This is a genomic window from Pseudomonas prosekii (assembly GCF_900105155.1).
Lineage (GTDB): Bacteria > Pseudomonadota > Gammaproteobacteria > Pseudomonadales > Pseudomonadaceae > Aquipseudomonas > Aquipseudomonas prosekii.
In genome coordinates, this window is record NZ_LT629762.1 from 2,394,775 (window position 1) to 2,409,665 (window position 14,891).

16 protein-coding genes are annotated in these 14,891 nt (G+C 60.4%); 9 read left to right on the forward strand and 7 right to left on the reverse strand.

Annotated elements, in window-relative coordinates:
• The first annotated feature begins 18 nt into the window (after window positions 1-18).
• The 4 genes from BLU01_RS10850 (at window position 19) to ntrC (ending at window position 3,900) form a co-directional block, all read left to right on the forward strand.
• Window positions 19-528, forward strand: a complete 510-nt coding sequence (locus tag BLU01_RS10850; protein WP_092274656.1) for a DUF4124 domain-containing protein — start codon at window positions 19-21, stop codon at window positions 526-528.
• The gene (locus BLU01_RS10855; protein WP_231987144.1) at window positions 525-1,151 is read left to right on the forward strand and encodes a DUF4124 domain-containing protein; all 627 of its coding nucleotides are present in this window, start codon (window positions 525-527) and stop codon (window positions 1,149-1,151) included. Before BLU01_RS10850 ends, BLU01_RS10855 begins: the two co-directional genes overlap by 4 nt.
• Window positions 1,152-1,381: 230 nt before the next feature.
• Complete coding sequence (gene glnL, locus BLU01_RS10860; RefSeq protein ID WP_092274659.1) at window positions 1,382-2,467, forward strand: nitrogen regulation protein NR(II); 1,086 nt, start codon at window positions 1,382-1,384, stop codon at window positions 2,465-2,467.
• Complete coding sequence (gene ntrC, locus BLU01_RS10865; protein ID WP_054055303.1) at window positions 2,464-3,900, forward strand: nitrogen regulation protein NR(I); 1,437 nt, start codon at window positions 2,464-2,466, stop codon at window positions 3,898-3,900. Before glnL ends, ntrC begins: the two co-directional genes overlap by 4 nt.
• Before the next feature lie 879 nt (window positions 3,901-4,779).
• Here the strand turns inward: ntrC and BLU01_RS10870 are convergent.
• Window positions 4,780-5,220: a hypothetical protein gene (locus tag BLU01_RS10870; RefSeq protein ID WP_092274662.1), complete on the reverse strand. Its 441-nt coding sequence runs from the start codon at window positions 5,218-5,220 to the stop codon at window positions 4,780-4,782.
• Here BLU01_RS10870 and BLU01_RS10875 point away from each other — a divergent pair.
• A complete protein-coding gene (locus tag BLU01_RS10875) occupies window positions 5,219-5,674 on the forward strand; it encodes a tRNA (cytidine(34)-2'-O)-methyltransferase (RefSeq protein WP_092274665.1) in 456 nt (151 codons plus the stop codon). The genes BLU01_RS10870 and BLU01_RS10875 overlap by 2 nt on opposite strands.
• 118 nt (window positions 5,675-5,792) lie before the next feature.
• Here the strand turns inward: BLU01_RS10875 and secB are convergent, their stop codons facing one another.
• Genes secB through BLU01_RS10890 form a run of 3 tightly spaced genes read right to left on the reverse strand, consistent with a single transcriptional unit; the run spans window position 5,793 to window position 6,995 of the window.
• On the reverse strand, window positions 5,793-6,284 hold the full coding sequence (gene secB / locus BLU01_RS10880; protein WP_092274668.1) for a protein-export chaperone SecB: 492 nt from the start codon (window positions 6,282-6,284) through the stop codon (window positions 5,793-5,795).
• A gap of 41 nt (window positions 6,285-6,325) precedes the next feature.
• Complete coding sequence (gene grxC, locus BLU01_RS10885) at window positions 6,326-6,580, reverse strand: glutaredoxin 3 (RefSeq protein WP_045061998.1); 255 nt, start codon at window positions 6,578-6,580, stop codon at window positions 6,326-6,328.
• A 1-nt stretch (window position 6,581) separates the two neighbouring features.
• A complete protein-coding gene (locus BLU01_RS10890) occupies window positions 6,582-6,995 on the reverse strand; it encodes a rhodanese-like domain-containing protein (RefSeq protein ID WP_092274672.1) in 414 nt (137 codons plus the stop codon).
• Window positions 6,996-7,149: 154 nt separating this feature from the next.
• Between BLU01_RS10890 and gpmI the strand changes: the two genes are divergently transcribed.
• From gpmI to BLU01_RS10910, 4 genes are all read left to right on the forward strand, one after another.
• The gene (gene gpmI / locus BLU01_RS10895) at window positions 7,150-8,679 is read left to right on the forward strand and encodes a 2,3-bisphosphoglycerate-independent phosphoglycerate mutase (protein ID WP_092274675.1); all 1,530 of its coding nucleotides are present in this window, start codon (window positions 7,150-7,152) and stop codon (window positions 8,677-8,679) included.
• 240 nt (window positions 8,680-8,919) lie between these two features.
• Window positions 8,920-10,215, forward strand: a complete 1,296-nt coding sequence (locus tag BLU01_RS10900) for a murein hydrolase activator EnvC family protein (protein WP_092274678.1) — start codon at window positions 8,920-8,922, stop codon at window positions 10,213-10,215.
• Window positions 10,216-10,249: 34 nt separating this feature from the next.
• Window positions 10,250-11,578 (forward strand): S41 family peptidase, encoded by a 1,329-nt coding sequence (locus BLU01_RS10905; RefSeq protein ID WP_092274681.1) that lies wholly within the window; start codon window positions 10,250-10,252, stop codon window positions 11,576-11,578.
• Between the two features lies 1 nt (window position 11,579).
• Complete coding sequence (locus BLU01_RS10910; RefSeq protein ID WP_092274685.1) at window positions 11,580-12,359, forward strand: divergent polysaccharide deacetylase family protein; 780 nt, start codon at window positions 11,580-11,582, stop codon at window positions 12,357-12,359.
• A 143-nt stretch (window positions 12,360-12,502) separates the two neighbouring features.
• On the opposite strand, the gene BLU01_RS10915 is transcribed toward BLU01_RS10910, so the two are convergent.
• The 3 genes from BLU01_RS10915 to hisA all read right to left on the reverse strand — a co-directional run bounded on the left by BLU01_RS10915 (window position 12,503) and on the right by hisA (window position 14,853).
• The gene (locus BLU01_RS10915) at window positions 12,503-13,258 is read right to left on the reverse strand and encodes a substrate-binding periplasmic protein (protein ID WP_092274688.1); all 756 of its coding nucleotides are present in this window, start codon (window positions 13,256-13,258) and stop codon (window positions 12,503-12,505) included.
• 77 nt (window positions 13,259-13,335) lie between these two features.
• Window positions 13,336-14,106: an imidazole glycerol phosphate synthase subunit HisF gene (gene hisF / locus BLU01_RS10920; protein WP_092274691.1), complete on the reverse strand. Its 771-nt coding sequence runs from the start codon at window positions 14,104-14,106 to the stop codon at window positions 13,336-13,338.
• Window positions 14,107-14,115: 9 nt separating this feature from the next.
• Window positions 14,116-14,853 (reverse strand): 1-(5-phosphoribosyl)-5-[(5-phosphoribosylamino)methylideneamino]imidazole-4-carboxamide isomerase, encoded by a 738-nt coding sequence (gene hisA, locus BLU01_RS10925; protein WP_092274694.1) that lies wholly within the window; start codon window positions 14,851-14,853, stop codon window positions 14,116-14,118.
• Window positions 14,854-14,891: the final 38 nt, after the last annotated feature.

Genomic DNA, 14,891 nt, shown 5'->3' on the forward strand with positions numbered 1-14,891 from the left:
TCGCTTCTGGTCGATTTTATGGGTCGTGGTTTTCTTTTGATGTTGCTGCTGATCGCCCTGCCCGCCGCAGCGCAGATCTACAAATACACTGACGCCGATGGCAACACCGCGTACAGCAACCAGCCGCCCGATGGTGTGCAGGCGCAGCCGGTCGAGTTGCCGCCGCTCAACAGTGTCGAACCCCAAGCGCCTGCCGCCCCGGCGAATCAAACCTCGACCCGCGAACAACCCGGCAACGCCTACGAGGTGCTGGAATTGACCGGGCTGCCGACCACCGAAGCGCTGCGCGCCAACAACGGCACTTTCACCGTCAGCGTGTTGATCAAACCGCGACTGCAAGGTGGGCAGTTGTTCAGGTTGTTGCTCGATGAAGAACCTTACGGCCAGCCGAGCAACGTGCCGATCCTGCAACTGGTCAACATCGACCGCGGCGAACACAGTCTCGCGGTCCAGGTGATCAGTGGCGACACCGTGATCCAGCAGAGCCCGTTCGTCACCTTCACCGTGCAGCGGGTGCATACCAATTGAAGCGTTGGCTGCTGATTCTCAGCCTGCTGGCGATGACCTCCACGGCCATGGCCGACGTCTACACCTACGTCGACAAACAAGGCAATCGCGTCTTCACCGACCAGCCCGGGCACGGCAACGCCAAACGCGTGCCGCTCGCCACCAGCAATCGCATGACCGCCAACCCGACCAGCGCAGCGCCAGTCACCGCCGCACAAAAAACTGCCGAGCCCGCGCCATTTCGCTACGACATGCTGCGGGTTTTAGTGCCGGAACCGGACGCCACCCTGCGCAGCAGCGCCGGCGAATTGATCGTCAGCGTTACCAGCGAACCCGGATTGCAACGCGGTCATCGCTACCGTTTGTTACTCGACGGCAAAGCCACCGCCGAACCCGGCCCGAGCCCGGTGTTCGCCTTGAGTAATATCGACCGTGGCAGCCATAACCTCTCCGTGGAAATCCTCGACGCGCAGGGCCGCACGGTCGAACGCACGGCCAATCAACCGTTCCACATGTTGCGCATCTCACTGGCGCAGAAGCGCCAGGTCAAACCCTGCGCCCTCACCGACTACGGGCAACGCCCGGAATGTCCGCTCAAGGACAAACCGCCCGAAGAAAAAAATCCGTTCTTCCGGTTCTTTTAAAGCCGTTCAGGTTTGCGCACTATGTTGGTGCAAACGGTTGCACGGTTCCCACATGCCAGCCCATTTTGGTTCGAAACTACCCGCAACAGCTGGCAGAACGCCACGAGATCGAGCGCTAAACGCCCGTTTCAAGCGTTAAACGCTTCTTTTCGGAGCTTTGGTTTGGTTTTTGCATTTTCCCCGTATCAGCGCGCATTTCTTGCGCGCGCCCCGCTCCAAAAGAGGTCCGGATGACCATTAGCGACGCACTGCATCGGCTATTACTCGACAACCTGACCACCGCCACCATCCTGCTCGACGCCCAATTGCGTCTGGAGTACATGAACCCGGCGGCGGAGATGCTCCTGGCCATCAGCGGCCAGCGCAGCCATGGGCAGTTCATCAGTGAGTTGTTCACCGAATCGACTGAAGCGTTGAATTCCCTGCGTCAGGCCGTCGAGCAGGCGCACCCGTTCACCAAACGCGAAGCGATGCTCACCGCCCTTACCGGCCAGACATTGACCGTGGATTACGCGGTGACGCCGATCCTCAGTAATGGCGACACGCTGTTATTGCTGGAAGTGCACCCGCGTGACCGCTTGCTGCGCATCACCAAGGAAGAGGCGCAGCTGTCGAAACAGGAAACCAGCAAAATGCTGGTGCGCGGCCTCGCCCACGAGATCAAGAACCCCCTGGGCGGGATTCGTGGCGCCGCGCAATTGCTCGCCCGCGAACTGCCGGAAGAGAGCCTGCGCGATTACACCAACGTGATCATCGAAGAGGCCGACCGCCTGCGTAATCTGGTTGATCGCATGCTCGGCTCGAACAAGTTGCCGTCCCTGGCGATGTGCAACATTCACGAAGTGCTGGAGCGCGTTTCGCATCTGGTCGAAGCCGAAAGCCAGGGTTGCATCACCTTGGTGCGCGACTACGACCCGAGCATTCCCGACGTGCTGATTGATCGTGAACAGATGATTCAAGCGGTGCTGAATATTGTGCGCAACGCGATGCAAGCCATCAGCAGCCAGAACGAATTGCGCCTGGGCCGCATCAGTTTGCGCACCCGCGCGATGCGCCAATTCACCATCGGCCACGTGCGCCATCGCCTGGTGACCAAGATCGAGATCATCGACAACGGCCCGGGCATCCCTGCCGAATTGCAGGACACCATTTTCTTCCCAATGGTCAGCGGCCGCCCGGACGGTACCGGGCTCGGCCTGGCCATTACTCAGAACATCATCAGCCAGCACCAGGGCCTGATCGAGTGTGACAGCCACCCAGGCCACACCACTTTCTCGATCTTTCTGCCACTGGAACAAGGAGCCACATCGACATGAGCCGTAGTGAAACCGTGTGGATCGTCGATGACGACCGTTCAATCCGTTGGGTCCTGGAAAAAGCCTTGCAGCAGGAAGGCATGACCACGCAAAGCTTCGACAGCGCCGATGGCGTGATGAGCCGCCTGGCGCGCCAGCAGCCGGACGTGATCATCTCCGACATCCGCATGCCGGGCGCCAGTGGTCTGGACTTGCTGGCGCGGATTCGCGAACAACACCCACGGCTGCCAGTGATCATCATGACCGCGCACTCCGATCTGGACAGCGCTGTCGCGTCCTATCAGGGCGGCGCGTTCGAGTACCTGCCCAAGCCGTTCGACGTCGATGAAGCGGTGTCGCTGGTCAAGCGCGCGAACCAGCACGCGCAGGAACAGCAAGGCCTGGAAGTGCCGGTCGCGCTGACTCGCACCCCGGAAATCATCGGCGAAGCGCCGGCGATGCAGGAAGTGTTTCGCGCCATCGGGCGCTTGAGCCACTCCAACATCACCGTGCTGATCAACGGCGAATCCGGCACCGGTAAAGAACTGGTCGCCCACGCCCTGCACCGTCACAGTCCGCGCGCGGCCTCGCCGTTCATTGCGCTGAACATGGCGGCGATCCCCAAAGACTTGATGGAATCCGAACTGTTCGGCCATGAGAAAGGCGCCTTCACCGGCGCGGCCAACCTGCGTCGCGGGCGTTTTGAACAGGCTGACGGCGGCACGTTGTTCCTTGATGAAATCGGCGACATGCCGGCCGACACGCAGACGCGTTTGCTGCGCGTATTGGCGGACGGCGAGTTTTACCGGGTCGGCGGTCACACGCCAGTCAAGGTCGATGTGCGGATCATCGCCGCGACGCACCAGAATCTGGAAACTCTGGTGCACGCCGGGAAATTCCGTGAAGACTTGTTCCACCGCCTCAACGTGATCCGCATTCACATCCCACGGCTGTCGGACCGTCGCGAAGACATCCCGACGCTGGCCAAGCACTTCCTCAGCCGCGCCGCGCAGGAACTGGCGGTCGAGCCGAAACTGCTGAAAAGCGAAACCGAGGAATACCTGAAGAATCTGCCGTGGGGCGGCAACGTGCGGCAGCTGGAAAACACCTGCCGCTGGATCACGGTGATGGCTTCGGGTCGCGAAGTGCACATCAGCGACCTGCCGCCAGAGCTGTTGAACCTGCCACAGGATTCGGCGCCGGTGACCAACTGGGAGCAAGCGCTGCGCCAGTGGGCCGATCAGGCGTTGGCGCGCGGCCAGTCGAGTTTGCTCGACAGCGCAGTGCCGGCGTTCGAGCGGATCATGATCGAGACCGCGCTCAAGCACACGGCTGGCCGTCGACGTGATGCTGCGGTGTTGCTGGGTTGGGGGCGTAATACCCTGACGCGCAAGATCAAGGAACTGGGGATGAAGGTCGATGGTGGGGATGATGATGAGGGCGAAGAGGGTTAATCCCGATTCGCTCAAAGCCTGCGTCGCCTTCAAAAACCAGCCCCTCACCCCAGCCCTCTCCCCAAAGGGGAGAGGGGAAAGGGAGCCGATCTCCATGGCTTTCACATCCTGAATTCGCCTCGATATTCCAGGTCGATGCAACTCAAAACAGCAACTCGATCAGTCCCCTCACCCCTCTGGGGAGAGGGGAAAGGGAGCCGATCGCCATGGCTTTCACATTGTGAATTCGCCTCGATATCCCAGGTCGATGCAAATCAAAAAACAACTCGGTCGGTCCCCTCACCCCTCTGGGGAGAGGGGAAAGGGAGCTGATCTCCATGGCTTTCACATCCTGAATTCGCCTCGATATCCCAAGTCGATGCAACTCAAAACAACAACTCGGCCAGTCCCCTCACCCCTCTGGGGAGAGGGTTAGGGTGAGGGGTGGACTTTGGATCAGCCCTCGTTCCTTTGTCCACCGCAGTCCCCCTCATGCACCGCACCAATGCACGATGACCCGCAATCGCGCACAGCTACTCGTCTGAAACCCCGTCGTCAATCGTTGGAAAACCCACCCAACAAAAATACAAAAGCCCCGGATTACGGGGCTTTGAGCGTTTCATCAGAGCTTTCTGCAGCAATTTGGCAAAACCTGGCACGCCCCCTGCAATAGTCCATTCAGTGATTCAGTTCACTCACCGGTTTCGGGGACCTTGGTACAGGCAGGCCGGGGATTCCCCTCTTTACATCGGGCTCACACCGCTTAGCGACGAGCCCACCCGTTTGGGGCCCTTGATACAGGCAGGTCAAGGGTTCCTTCTTTACACCGGGACTCGCAGCCATTGGCGAGTCCCTGCCGTTTTGGGAACCTTGGTACAGGCAGGCCGGGGATTCCCTCTTTTATTGCTCTCGGAGATGGATCTCCAGCCGCCAGCGGTCATCGACCTCGCTACCGACCCACTCGCCTTGCAGTGGCCGGGCCGCCACCAGCGTCAGCAACAACCCCCCATCACTCAAACGCACTCGCCAGTTCACGTCTTTGCCGTTGAGCTTGAGCTGACCCTTCTGCGCCTTGCCTTCAGCACTGAACAACAACGCGACGCTGCCGTCGATAATCTCGCCGTGGGTCTTCGGTTCATTGTTGAACCACACCACCAAACCGTCGCCAGTCACCTCGACCTGCTGCAACTCGGTCGGGTCTGGCGTGGTCAGGCGGCCGATCATCAACCCGACCATCACGCCGACAATCGCCAGCGATCCGATGACACGCGGGAATAGTTTCGAACGGTTGTCCACGGGCGGCGTAGAATGCCGCTCATCTTTACCTTCGGAGCCGTGCATGTTTCACGTCATCCTCTTCCAACCAGAAATTCCGCCGAATACCGGCAACGTTATCAGGCTGTGCGCCAACAGTGGCTGCCACCTGCATTTGATCGAGCCGCTGGGCTTCGAGATGGACGACAAGCGCCTGCGCCGGGCCGGCCTCGATTACCACGAGTACGCCACCCTGCAGCGCCATGCCGACCTCGCCAGTTGCCTGGAAAGCCTCGGTCATCCACGGCTGTTCGCGTTCACCACCAAGGGCTCGCGGCCGTTTCATGATGTCAGTTTCGCCGAGGGCGACGCGTTCCTGTTCGGCCCGGAGAGCCGTGGCCTGCCAGCAGAAGTGCTCGACGCCCTGCCCGGCGACCAGCGCCTGCGCCTGCCGATGCGCGAAGGCTGCCGCAGCCTGAACCTGTCTAACACCGTGGCCGTCGCGGTCTACGAAGGCTGGCGCCAACTCGGTTTCAAGTAACCTCAAACAAATGTGGGAGCGAGCTTGCTCGCGAAAGCGGTGTGTCAGACGACTTAGATGTCACCTGACACTCCCTATTCGCGAGCAAGCTCGCTCCCACATGGGTGTTGCCGAACGCTTATTGAACGGATGGAGTCTCGCCAGCCGCCTGCATGCGTTGCAGTTCCTGGGCGTACAGCGCGTCGAAGTTCACTGGAGCCAGCATCAGCGCCGGGAACGAGCCGCGAGTAACCAGGCTGTCCAGGGTTTCGCGAGCGTACGGGAACAGGATGTTCGGGCAGAACGCGCCGAGGGTGTGGCTCATCGAAGCGTCGTCGAGGTTCTTGATCAGGAAGATCCCGGCCTGTTGCACTTCAGCGATGAACGCCACTTCGCCGTTCTCACCGTTTTTCACGGTAACCGACAAGGTCAGCACGACTTCGTGGAAGTCGCCTTCCAGGGCTTTTTGACGGGTATTGAGATCCAGACCGACACTCGGCTCCCACTGCTGGCGGAAGATCGCCGGGCTTTTCGGGGCTTCGAAGGACAAGTCACGTACGTAGATGCGCTGCAAGGAGAATTGCGGTGCGGTTTCTTCTTCGCTAGCTGCAGTGTTCTGTTGGTCAGTCATCTCAGATCCTTTCTGATCTTGGGGTCGTGTAGGGAAGGCGTTCAGGCCTTGAGCAAGGCGTCGAGCTTACCGGCGCGCTCAAGGGCAAACAAATCATCACAGCCACCGATGTGGCGCTCGCCGATCCAGATTTGCGGCACGGACGTGCGCCCCGCCTTCTGAGCCATTGCGGCGCGCACCTGCGGCTTGCCATCGACCTTGATCTCTTCGAAGGCCACGCCTTTGTTCTCGAGCAGGTACTTGGCTCGCGAGCAGTAAGGGCAGTAATCGCTGGAATAGACGACGACGTTGCTCATGTCACTTCACCAATGGCAGGTTGTCGCCCTTCCAGCTGGAAATCCCGCCTGACAGCTTGGCGGCGGTGAAGCCGGATTTCATCAGTTCGCGAGCGTGGGTGCCGGCAGTCTGGCCTTGGGCGTCGACCAGGATGATGGTCTTGTCCTTGTGCTTGTTCAGCTCGCCGACACGCGCAGTCAGCTTGTCGTGGGGAATGTTCAGCGCGCCAACAATGTGACCGGCGGCGAAATCCTTGGCCGAACGAATGTCGATCACCACGCCTGCGTCCTTGTTGACCAGCCCGGTCAGTTCACCGGTGCTCAGGCTACGGCCGCCACCTTTCATCTCATGGGCGATCAGCAGAGCCAGCAGAAGAACGAAAATACCGGCCAGCAAATAGTGGGTGGTGGCAAATGCAATCAGGTGATCAAGCATTTAAGGTGGTTCCAGGGCGTGAAAAGTGGGCCAGTATACACAGGCCCTATGGCGGGCCAAACCCCGTCCGGCGGTGACGTGATGTGAACTTAGCTTTAAACTGCCACTCCCTTTTTGCATCGCCCTCTTTTTAACTCAGCCACGAGTGGATTCCATGACTACCACGCCTAAACCTTTGGTCCTGATGATTCTCGACGGCTTCGGTCACAGTGAGAGCCACGAAGCCAACGCCGTGTACTCGGCCAACAAGCCTGTGCTCGATCGCCTCAGCGCTACGGTGCCGAACGGCCTGATCTCGGGCAGCGGCATGGACGTCGGCCTGCCGGACGGGCAAATGGGCAACTCCGAAGTCGGCCACATGAACCTCGGGGCGGGCCGCGTGGTGTATCAGGACTTCACGCGCGTGACCAAATCGATCCGCGACGGCGAGTTCTTCGAAAACCCGACCATCTGCGCCGCTGTCGATAAAGCCGTGGCTGCCGGCAAAGCCGTGCACTTCATGGGCCTGCTGTCCGATGGCGGCGTTCACAGCCACCAGGATCACTTGGTCGCGATGGCCGAACTGGCGTTCAAGCGCGGCGCTGAAAAAATCTACCTGCACGCCTTCCTCGATGGGCGTGACACCCCGCCAAAAAGCGCCGAGTCGTCGATTGAACTGCTCGACGCAACCTTCGAAGCCCTGGGCAAAGGCCGGATCGCCAGCATCGTCGGCCGCTACTTTGCCATGGACCGCGACAATCGCTGGGACCGCGTCGAGCAGGCATACAACCTGATTGTCGACGGCAATGGCCAGTTCAACGCCGCTACCGCACAAGAAGGTCTGCAAGCGGCGTATGAACGTGGCGAGAGCGACGAATTCGTCAAAGCCACCTCCATCGGCGAGCCGGTCAAAGTCGAAGACGGCGACGCCGTGGTGTTCATGAACTTCCGCGCCGACCGCGCCCGCGAACTGACCCGCGTCTTCGTCGAAGACGATTTCCATGACTTCCAACGCGCGCGCCAGCCGCAACTGGCCGGTTTCGTCATGCTGACCCAATACGCCGCCAGCATTCCTGCGCCGTCCGCGTTCGCCGCCGGCAGCCTGGAGAACGTGCTGGGCGATTACCTGGCGAAAAACGGCAAGACCCAACTGCGCATCGCCGAAACCGAAAAATACGCGCACGTGACCTTCTTCTTCTCCGGCGGCCGCGAAGAACCATTCCCGGGCGAAGAACGCATTCTGATCCCGTCGCCGAAAGTCGCCACTTACGACTTGCAGCCGGAAATGAGCGCGCCGGAAGTCACCGACCGCATCGTCGAGGCCATCGAAAACCAGCGGTTTGACGTGATCGTGGTCAACTACGCCAACGGCGACATGGTCGGCCACAGCGGCAATCTCGAAGCAGCGGTGAAAGCCGTGGAATGCCTGGACCTGTGCGTTGGCCGCATCGTCGAGGCACTGGAAAAGGTTGGCGGCGAAGCGCTGATCACCGCCGACCACGGCAACTGCGAGAAGATGTCCGACGAAGAAACCCATCAGGCGCACACCGCGCACACCACCGAGCCGGTGCCGTTCATCTATGTCGGCAAGCGTGACTTCAAAGTGCGCGATGGCGGTGTATTGGCGGACGTCGCACCAACCATGCTGATGTTGATGGGCCTGGAGAAACCGGCGGAAATGACCGGCACCTCGATCCTCGTGTAATCGGCCTCCAAAACAGCGAAAAACCCTGTGGGAGCGAGCTTGCTCGCGATAGCAATCTGACAGCCAACAACCCTGTTGAATGTCAGGCCGCCATCGCGAGCAAGCTCGCTCCCACATTGGTTTTGGGGTGTTTTCAGGGTTAACGCTGCTCCGGTTATCACACAGTCCCAATTGGGCGTTTTTTTTGCAGCGCTTGGCGGGCATACTAGGCCGTCCCTTTCCCTGGTGTCGCCCGCCTCTATGCTTCGCGTCCTGATAGCCCTTGCCCTGACTTGCCTGCTCCAGCCAGCCTTTGCTGATGAGCGCGCGCAAACCCAACAACAGTTGGACGCGACGCGTCAGGACATTGCCGAGCTGAAAAAACTGCTGGGCAAGCTGCAGGAAGAAAAATCCGGTGTGCAGAAAGATCTCAAGGGCACCGAGACCGAGATGGGCAAGCTCGAGAAGCAGGTCGATGCTCTGCAAAAAGAGCTGAAGAAAAGCGAATCCGAGCTGCAGCGACTCGATGCCGAGAAAAAAAAACTCCAGAGCGCGCGCACTGAACAACAACGACTGATCGCCATTCAGGCCCGCGCGGCCTACCAGAACGGGCGTCAGGAGTACCTGAAACTGCTGCTCAACCAGCAGAACCCGGAAAAATTTGCCCGCACCCTGACTTATTACGACTACCTGAGCCAGGCGCGCCTGGAGCAGCTGAAGAATTTCAACGAAACCCTGCGCCAATTGGCCAATGTCGAAAAAGACATCGGCCTGCAGCAGGCGCAGTTGCTGGTGCAGAAAAGCAGCCTCGACAGTCAGCGCGACGAACTCGAAAAAGTCCGCCAGGAACGCCAGCAAGTCTTGGCCAAGCTGAGCAGCGACGTGAAGGCGCGCGATCAGAAACTCGCCGCCCGCGAGCAGGATCAGGCAGACCTGTCTAAAGTCCTTAAAACCATCGAAGAAACCCTGGCCCGTCAGGCCCGTGAGGCAGAAGAAGCGCGGCAAAAAGCGCTGATCGCCCAGCAGGAAGCCGAAAAAAAGCGTTTACGTGAGGCTCAGGAACAGGCCAACGCCAATACTGATGCCCCACGCAAACCCGTCAAATCGACACCTGGCGCGCTGGTTTCAAGTTCCGGCGAGACCTTTGGCGGCGCATTTGCTTCGACCCGCGGCAAACTTCCATGGCCGGTTGATGGTCGACTGTTGGCGCGCTTCGGCGAGAGCCGCGGCGATGACGTCCGGACCAAGTGGGACGGCGTGATGATCAGCGCCTCCGCCGGCAGCCAGGTGCATGCCGTGCACGGTGGTCGCGTGGTGTTCGCCGACTGGTTGCGCGGCGCCGGGCTGCTGGTGATCCTCGATCACGGCAACGGTTTTTTGAGTCTTTATGGTCACAACCAGACGCTGCTCAAGTCTGCGGGTGATGTGGTTAAAGCCGGTGAGTCCATTTCCACTGTCGGGAACAGTGGCGGGCAGGACACGCCGGCGTTGTATTTCGCAATTCGTCAGCAGGGTCACCCGAGTGATCCGGCGCAATGGTGCCGCGCGCAAGGATAGGCGTTGAGTCACCTACATTAGGAGTTCGTTCGACATGCTGCATTTGTCCCGCCTTACCTCGCTGGCCCTGACGATCGCCCTGGTGATCGGCGCGCCGCTGGCGTTCGCCGCTCAGCCTGCTCCGGCGGCTGCGCCAGCACCTGCACCTGCGGGCACCGCGGCAACCACCAAGGCGCCATTGCCGCTGGAAGAGTTGCGCACCTTTGCCGAGGTCATGGACCGGATCAAAGCGGCGTATGTCGAACCGGTAGACGACAAGACCCTGCTGGAAAATGCCATCAAAGGCATGCTCAGCAACCTCGATCCGCACTCCGCCTACCTTGGCCCGGAAGACTTCGCGGAGCTGCAGGAGAGCACCAGCGGTGAGTTCGGCGGCCTGGGCATTGAAGTCGGCGCCGAAGACGGCTTCATCAAAGTCGTCTCGCCAATCGATGACACTCCGGCGTCCAAGGCTGGCATTCAGGCCGGCGACTTCATCGTCAAGATCAACGGCGCACCGACTCGCGGCCAGACCATGACCGAAGCGGTCGACAAGATGCGCGGCAAGATCGGCCAGAAAATCACTCTGACCCTGGTTCGCGACGGCGGCACGCCTTTCGACGTGGTGCTGACCCGCGCCATCATCCAGGTCAAGAGCGTCAAGGCGCAGTTGCTGGAATCCGGCTACGGCTACATCCGCATCACCCAGTTCCAGGTCAAGACCGGCGAAGAGGTCTCCAAGGCCCTCGCCAAGTTGCGCAAGGACAACGGCAAGAAGCTCAACGGCATCATTCTCGACCTGCGCAACAACCCGGGCGGCGTGCTGCAAGCGGCGGTCGAAGTGGTTGACCACTTCATCACCAAAGGCCTGATCGTCTACACCAAGGGCCGCATCGCCAACTCCGAACTGCGCTTCTCGGCGACCGGCAAGGACGAAAGCGAAGCCGTGCCAATGGTCGCGCTGATCAACGGCGGCAGTGCCTCGGCGTCGGAAATTGTCGCTGGCGCGTTGCAGGACCAGAAACGCGCGGTGGTCATGGGCACCACCAGTTTCGGCAAGGGCTCGGTACAAACCGTGCTGCCGCTGAACAACGACCGCGCCTTGAAGATCACCACGGCGCTGTATTACACGCCGAACGGTCGCTCGATTCAGGCTCAGGGCATCGTCCCGGACATCGAAGTGCGCAAAGCCAAGATCACCAACGAGCAGGACGGCGAGTACTTCAAAGAAGCCGATCTGCAAGGTCACCTGGGCAATGGCAACGGCGGTGCCGACAAACCGACCTCCAGCAGCAAGGCCAAAGCCATGCCGCAGGATGACGACTATCAACTGGCCCAGGCTCTGAGCCTGCTCAAAGGGCTGAGCATTACGTCCGGCCGCTGAGATGCACCTGCGGATTATCCTGGCGCTGCTGTGCTGTCTGGCGGGTGTTGCTCACGCAGCGTCCGCCACCATCACGGCGCCACACAAAGCCTACCTGACGCTGATCATCGATGACCTGGGGCAGAACCTGCCCCGGGATCGTCGTGTGCTCGCCCTCCCCGGCCCGGTGACGACGGCGATCATGCCCGACACCCCGCACGCCGCCGAATTCGCCCGCGAAGCCCATCGCGCCGGCAAAATCGTCATCCTGCACATGCCCATGGACCCGGCCACCGGCCCGTTTGCCTGGCATCCCGAGTTGCCCCTCGAAGAACTCGAAAAACGCCTCAACGCAGCGTTTAAAGCGGTGCCCTACACCGCCGGCATCAACAACCACATGGGCAGCCGCATGACCGCGCAGCAACCGGCGATGGCATGGCTGATGGCGGAGTTGCAGCGCCGCCACAAATTCTTCGTCGACAGCCGCACCAGCGCACAAACGGTCGGCGCGGCCGAGGCGCAGAAGATTGGTCTGGCGAGCGTCTCTCGGGATGTGTTCCTCGACGATGAACGCACCGAAGCGGCGATTTTCACGCAACTGCAGACGGCGATCAGCCTGGCAAAAAAGCAGGGTTCGGCGGTGATGATCGGCCACCCGTATCCGCAGACGCTGGCGGTGCTGGAGCGCGAGATGCCGAAGCTGAAAGCTCAGGGAATTGACTGGATCGACATCAAACTGATGATCAGCGTGCGCAGCAATCGAGCCACTGCCGCGCATGGTAAAGATGGGGTGTACCGCTAATTCGCCACCGCACAAAACCAACTGTAGGAGTGAGCCTGCTCGCGATAGCGGTCTATCAAACAACAATCATGTCGTCTGACACGGCCCCATCGCGAGCAGGCTCACTCCCACATGTTGATAACTGGATGTCTGATAACTGGGTGTCAGAGGTAATTAGCCATGATGTCATCCACCACGCCTTCCTTGCGCATGGCGTCGAGCGCGGTTTGCAGCTTGGTCACCACTTCGTCCGGGACGTCTTTGTTCAGTGCCAGATAGAGTTCGGCGCTGTTGAAGCGCAGCACCGTTTTAAGCCCCGTCACGCCGTCCTGCCGCGCCAGATAACGCCCGGCCGGGTCGCCGGTGGCCCACAGGTCAATCTGGCCGCTGACCAGTTTTTTCGCGTTGTCCTGATCGCGCAGCACCACAATCGGCTTCAAGCCTTGCTTCGCCAGGGTCTCGGCAATCGCATCACCCTTGTAAGCGCCGATGCGGAACTTGCGTGCCTGATGCAGGGTTTCGAGGGTGATCTTGCTGTCAGCCTTGGCCAGCATGATCCAGTCATCCGGGCCAATCGGGCCGACCCATTTGAAGAGCTTTTCGCGATCCGGCAGCCGCGCCATCACGAACACGCCGTAACCGGGTTTTTCGAGGGCGAGTTTGTAGATGCGCTCCCAAGGGAAACGCAGCGTCAGGCTGTAGGTGATGTCGGTGCGTTTGAACATCTCGCGGACGATGTCCACGGCAATGCCATTGATGTTCTCGTCCTGAGCGAAGTTTTTGCCGTTCTTCGCCATGTTGTAGGGCGGGAAGTTCTCCGTCAGCAACACCAGGTCGGTGGCGGGACCTTCTTCGGCGCGGGCTGCATTGATCAGCAACAGAGAAGCGCTGGCGAGAACAACAAGAAAGCGTTTGAGCATGTCTGGCTACCGGAATCCATGGCGTGCCCAAGAGTGCCTTGAGCCCGCCATGCTGTCCACTGGCCTGTAGCGCTTTGTTAGCGCATCACGATGCCGCGATGCGCCATGTAAGCCTTGGCTTCCTGCACGGTGTATTCGCCGAAGTGGAAAATACTCGCCGCCAGTACTGCGCTGGCGTGGCCTTCAATGATGCCGTCGGCCAAATGCTGGAGGTTGCCGACGCCGCCGGAAGCGATCACCGGAATGCCCAGCGCATCGCTGATCGCGCGGGTCACGCCGAGGTCGAAACCGTTTTTCATGCCGTCCTGGTCCATGCTGGTCAGGAGGATTTCACCGGCGCCCAGGCCTTCCATTTTCATCGCCCATTCAACCGCGTCGAGGCCGGTCGGCTTGCGGCCACCGTGGGTGAAGATTTCCCAGCGCGGGGTTTCGCCCGGCAGTGAAACCTTCTTCGCGTCGATGGCAACGACGATGCATTGCGAACCGAAGTGCTGCGCCGCTTCGCCAACGAATTCCGGATTGAAAACCGCGGCGGTGTTGATCGAAACCTTGTCCGCGCCGGCATTCAGCAGGTTGCGAATGTCCTGCACGGTGCGCACCCCGCCGCCGACGGTCAGCGGGATAAACACCTGGCTGGCCATGCGCTCGACGGTATGCAGCGTGGTGTCGCGGCCATCGACGCTGGCGGTGATGTCGAGGAAGGTAATCTCGTCGGCACCCTGCTCGTCATAACGACGGGCAATTTCCACCGGGTCGCCGGCGTCGCGGATGTTCTCGAACTTCACACCTTTGACGACCCGGCCGTTGTCCACGTCCAGGCAAGGGATGATGCGTTTGGCCAGCGCCATGGTCAGTCCTCAGCCTGTGTACGAATCGCAGAAAGCTTGCGCTTCGGCGACGTCGAGGGTGCCTTCATAAATCGCCCGGCCGGTGATCGCGCCGATGATGCCCGGTGCCTTGGCGTCGAGCAGCGACTTGATGTCGCCGAGGTTGTGAATGCCACCGGAAGCGATCACCGGAATGCGCGTGGCAGCAGCCAGCGCGGCGGTGTACGAAACGTTGCAGCCCTGCATCATGCCGTCTTTGGCGATGTCGGTATAAACGATCGCGGAGACGCCGTCAGACTCGAATTGCTTGGCCAAGTCGATGACGTTCACGGTGCTGATTTCAGCCCAGCCGTCAGTCGCGACAAAACCGTCTTTGGCGTCGAGGCCGACAATCACTTTGCCCGGGAACGCGCGGCAGGCTTCGGCGACGAAGGCCGGGTCTTTCACGGCTTTGGTGCCGATGATCACGTAGCTCACGCCAGCTTTGACGTAATGCTCGATGGTTTCCAGCGAGCGGATACCGCCGCCAATCTGGATCGGCAGGTTCGGGTAGCGCTTGGCGATCGCGGTGACCACTTCGCCGTTGACCGGCTGGCCTTCGAACGCGCCGTTCAGATCGACCAGATGCAGACGCCGGCAACCGCCCTCCACCCACTTGGCGGCCATGCTCACCGGGTCATCGGAGAACACCGTGGAATCTTCCATGCGGCCCTGGCGCAGACGAACACAGGCACCGTCCTTGAGATCGATAGCGGGAATAATCAGCATCTGGCAAACCTTCAAATTCGATTGTTCAGCTTCGCTCG

Coding starts and splice junctions, on each gene's coding strand:
- BLU01_RS10850 (WP_092274656.1), top strand. CDS start 19: ATGGGTCGTGGTTTTCTTTTGATGTTGCTGCTGATCGCCCTGCCCGCC.
- glnL (WP_092274659.1), top strand. CDS start 1,382: ATGACCATTAGCGACGCACTGCATCGGCTATTACTCGACAACCTGACC.
- ntrC (WP_054055303.1), top strand. CDS start 2,464: ATGAGCCGTAGTGAAACCGTGTGGATCGTCGATGACGACCGTTCAATC.
- BLU01_RS10875 (WP_092274665.1), top strand. CDS start 5,219: ATGTTTCACGTCATCCTCTTCCAACCAGAAATTCCGCCGAATACCGGC.
- BLU01_RS10870 (WP_092274662.1), bottom strand. CDS start 5,220: ATGCACGGCTCCGAAGGTAAAGATGAGCGGCATTCTACGCCGCCCGTG.
- secB (WP_092274668.1), bottom strand. CDS start 6,284: ATGACTGACCAACAGAACACTGCAGCTAGCGAAGAAGAAACCGCACCG.
- grxC (WP_045061998.1), bottom strand. CDS start 6,580: ATGAGCAACGTCGTCGTCTATTCCAGCGATTACTGCCCTTACTGCTCG.
- BLU01_RS10890 (WP_092274672.1), bottom strand. CDS start 6,995: ATGCTTGATCACCTGATTGCATTTGCCACCACCCACTATTTGCTGGCC.
- gpmI (WP_092274675.1), top strand. CDS start 7,150: ATGACTACCACGCCTAAACCTTTGGTCCTGATGATTCTCGACGGCTTC.
- BLU01_RS10900 (WP_092274678.1), top strand. CDS start 8,920: ATGCTTCGCGTCCTGATAGCCCTTGCCCTGACTTGCCTGCTCCAGCCA.
- BLU01_RS10905 (WP_092274681.1), top strand. CDS start 10,250: ATGCTGCATTTGTCCCGCCTTACCTCGCTGGCCCTGACGATCGCCCTG.
- BLU01_RS10910 (WP_092274685.1), top strand. CDS start 11,580: ATGCACCTGCGGATTATCCTGGCGCTGCTGTGCTGTCTGGCGGGTGTT.
- BLU01_RS10915 (WP_092274688.1), bottom strand. CDS start 13,258: ATGCTCAAACGCTTTCTTGTTGTTCTCGCCAGCGCTTCTCTGTTGCTG.
- hisF (WP_092274691.1), bottom strand. CDS start 14,106: ATGGCGCTGGCCAAACGCATCATCCCTTGCCTGGACGTGGACAACGGC.
- hisA (WP_092274694.1), bottom strand. CDS start 14,853: ATGCTGATTATTCCCGCTATCGATCTCAAGGACGGTGCCTGTGTTCGT.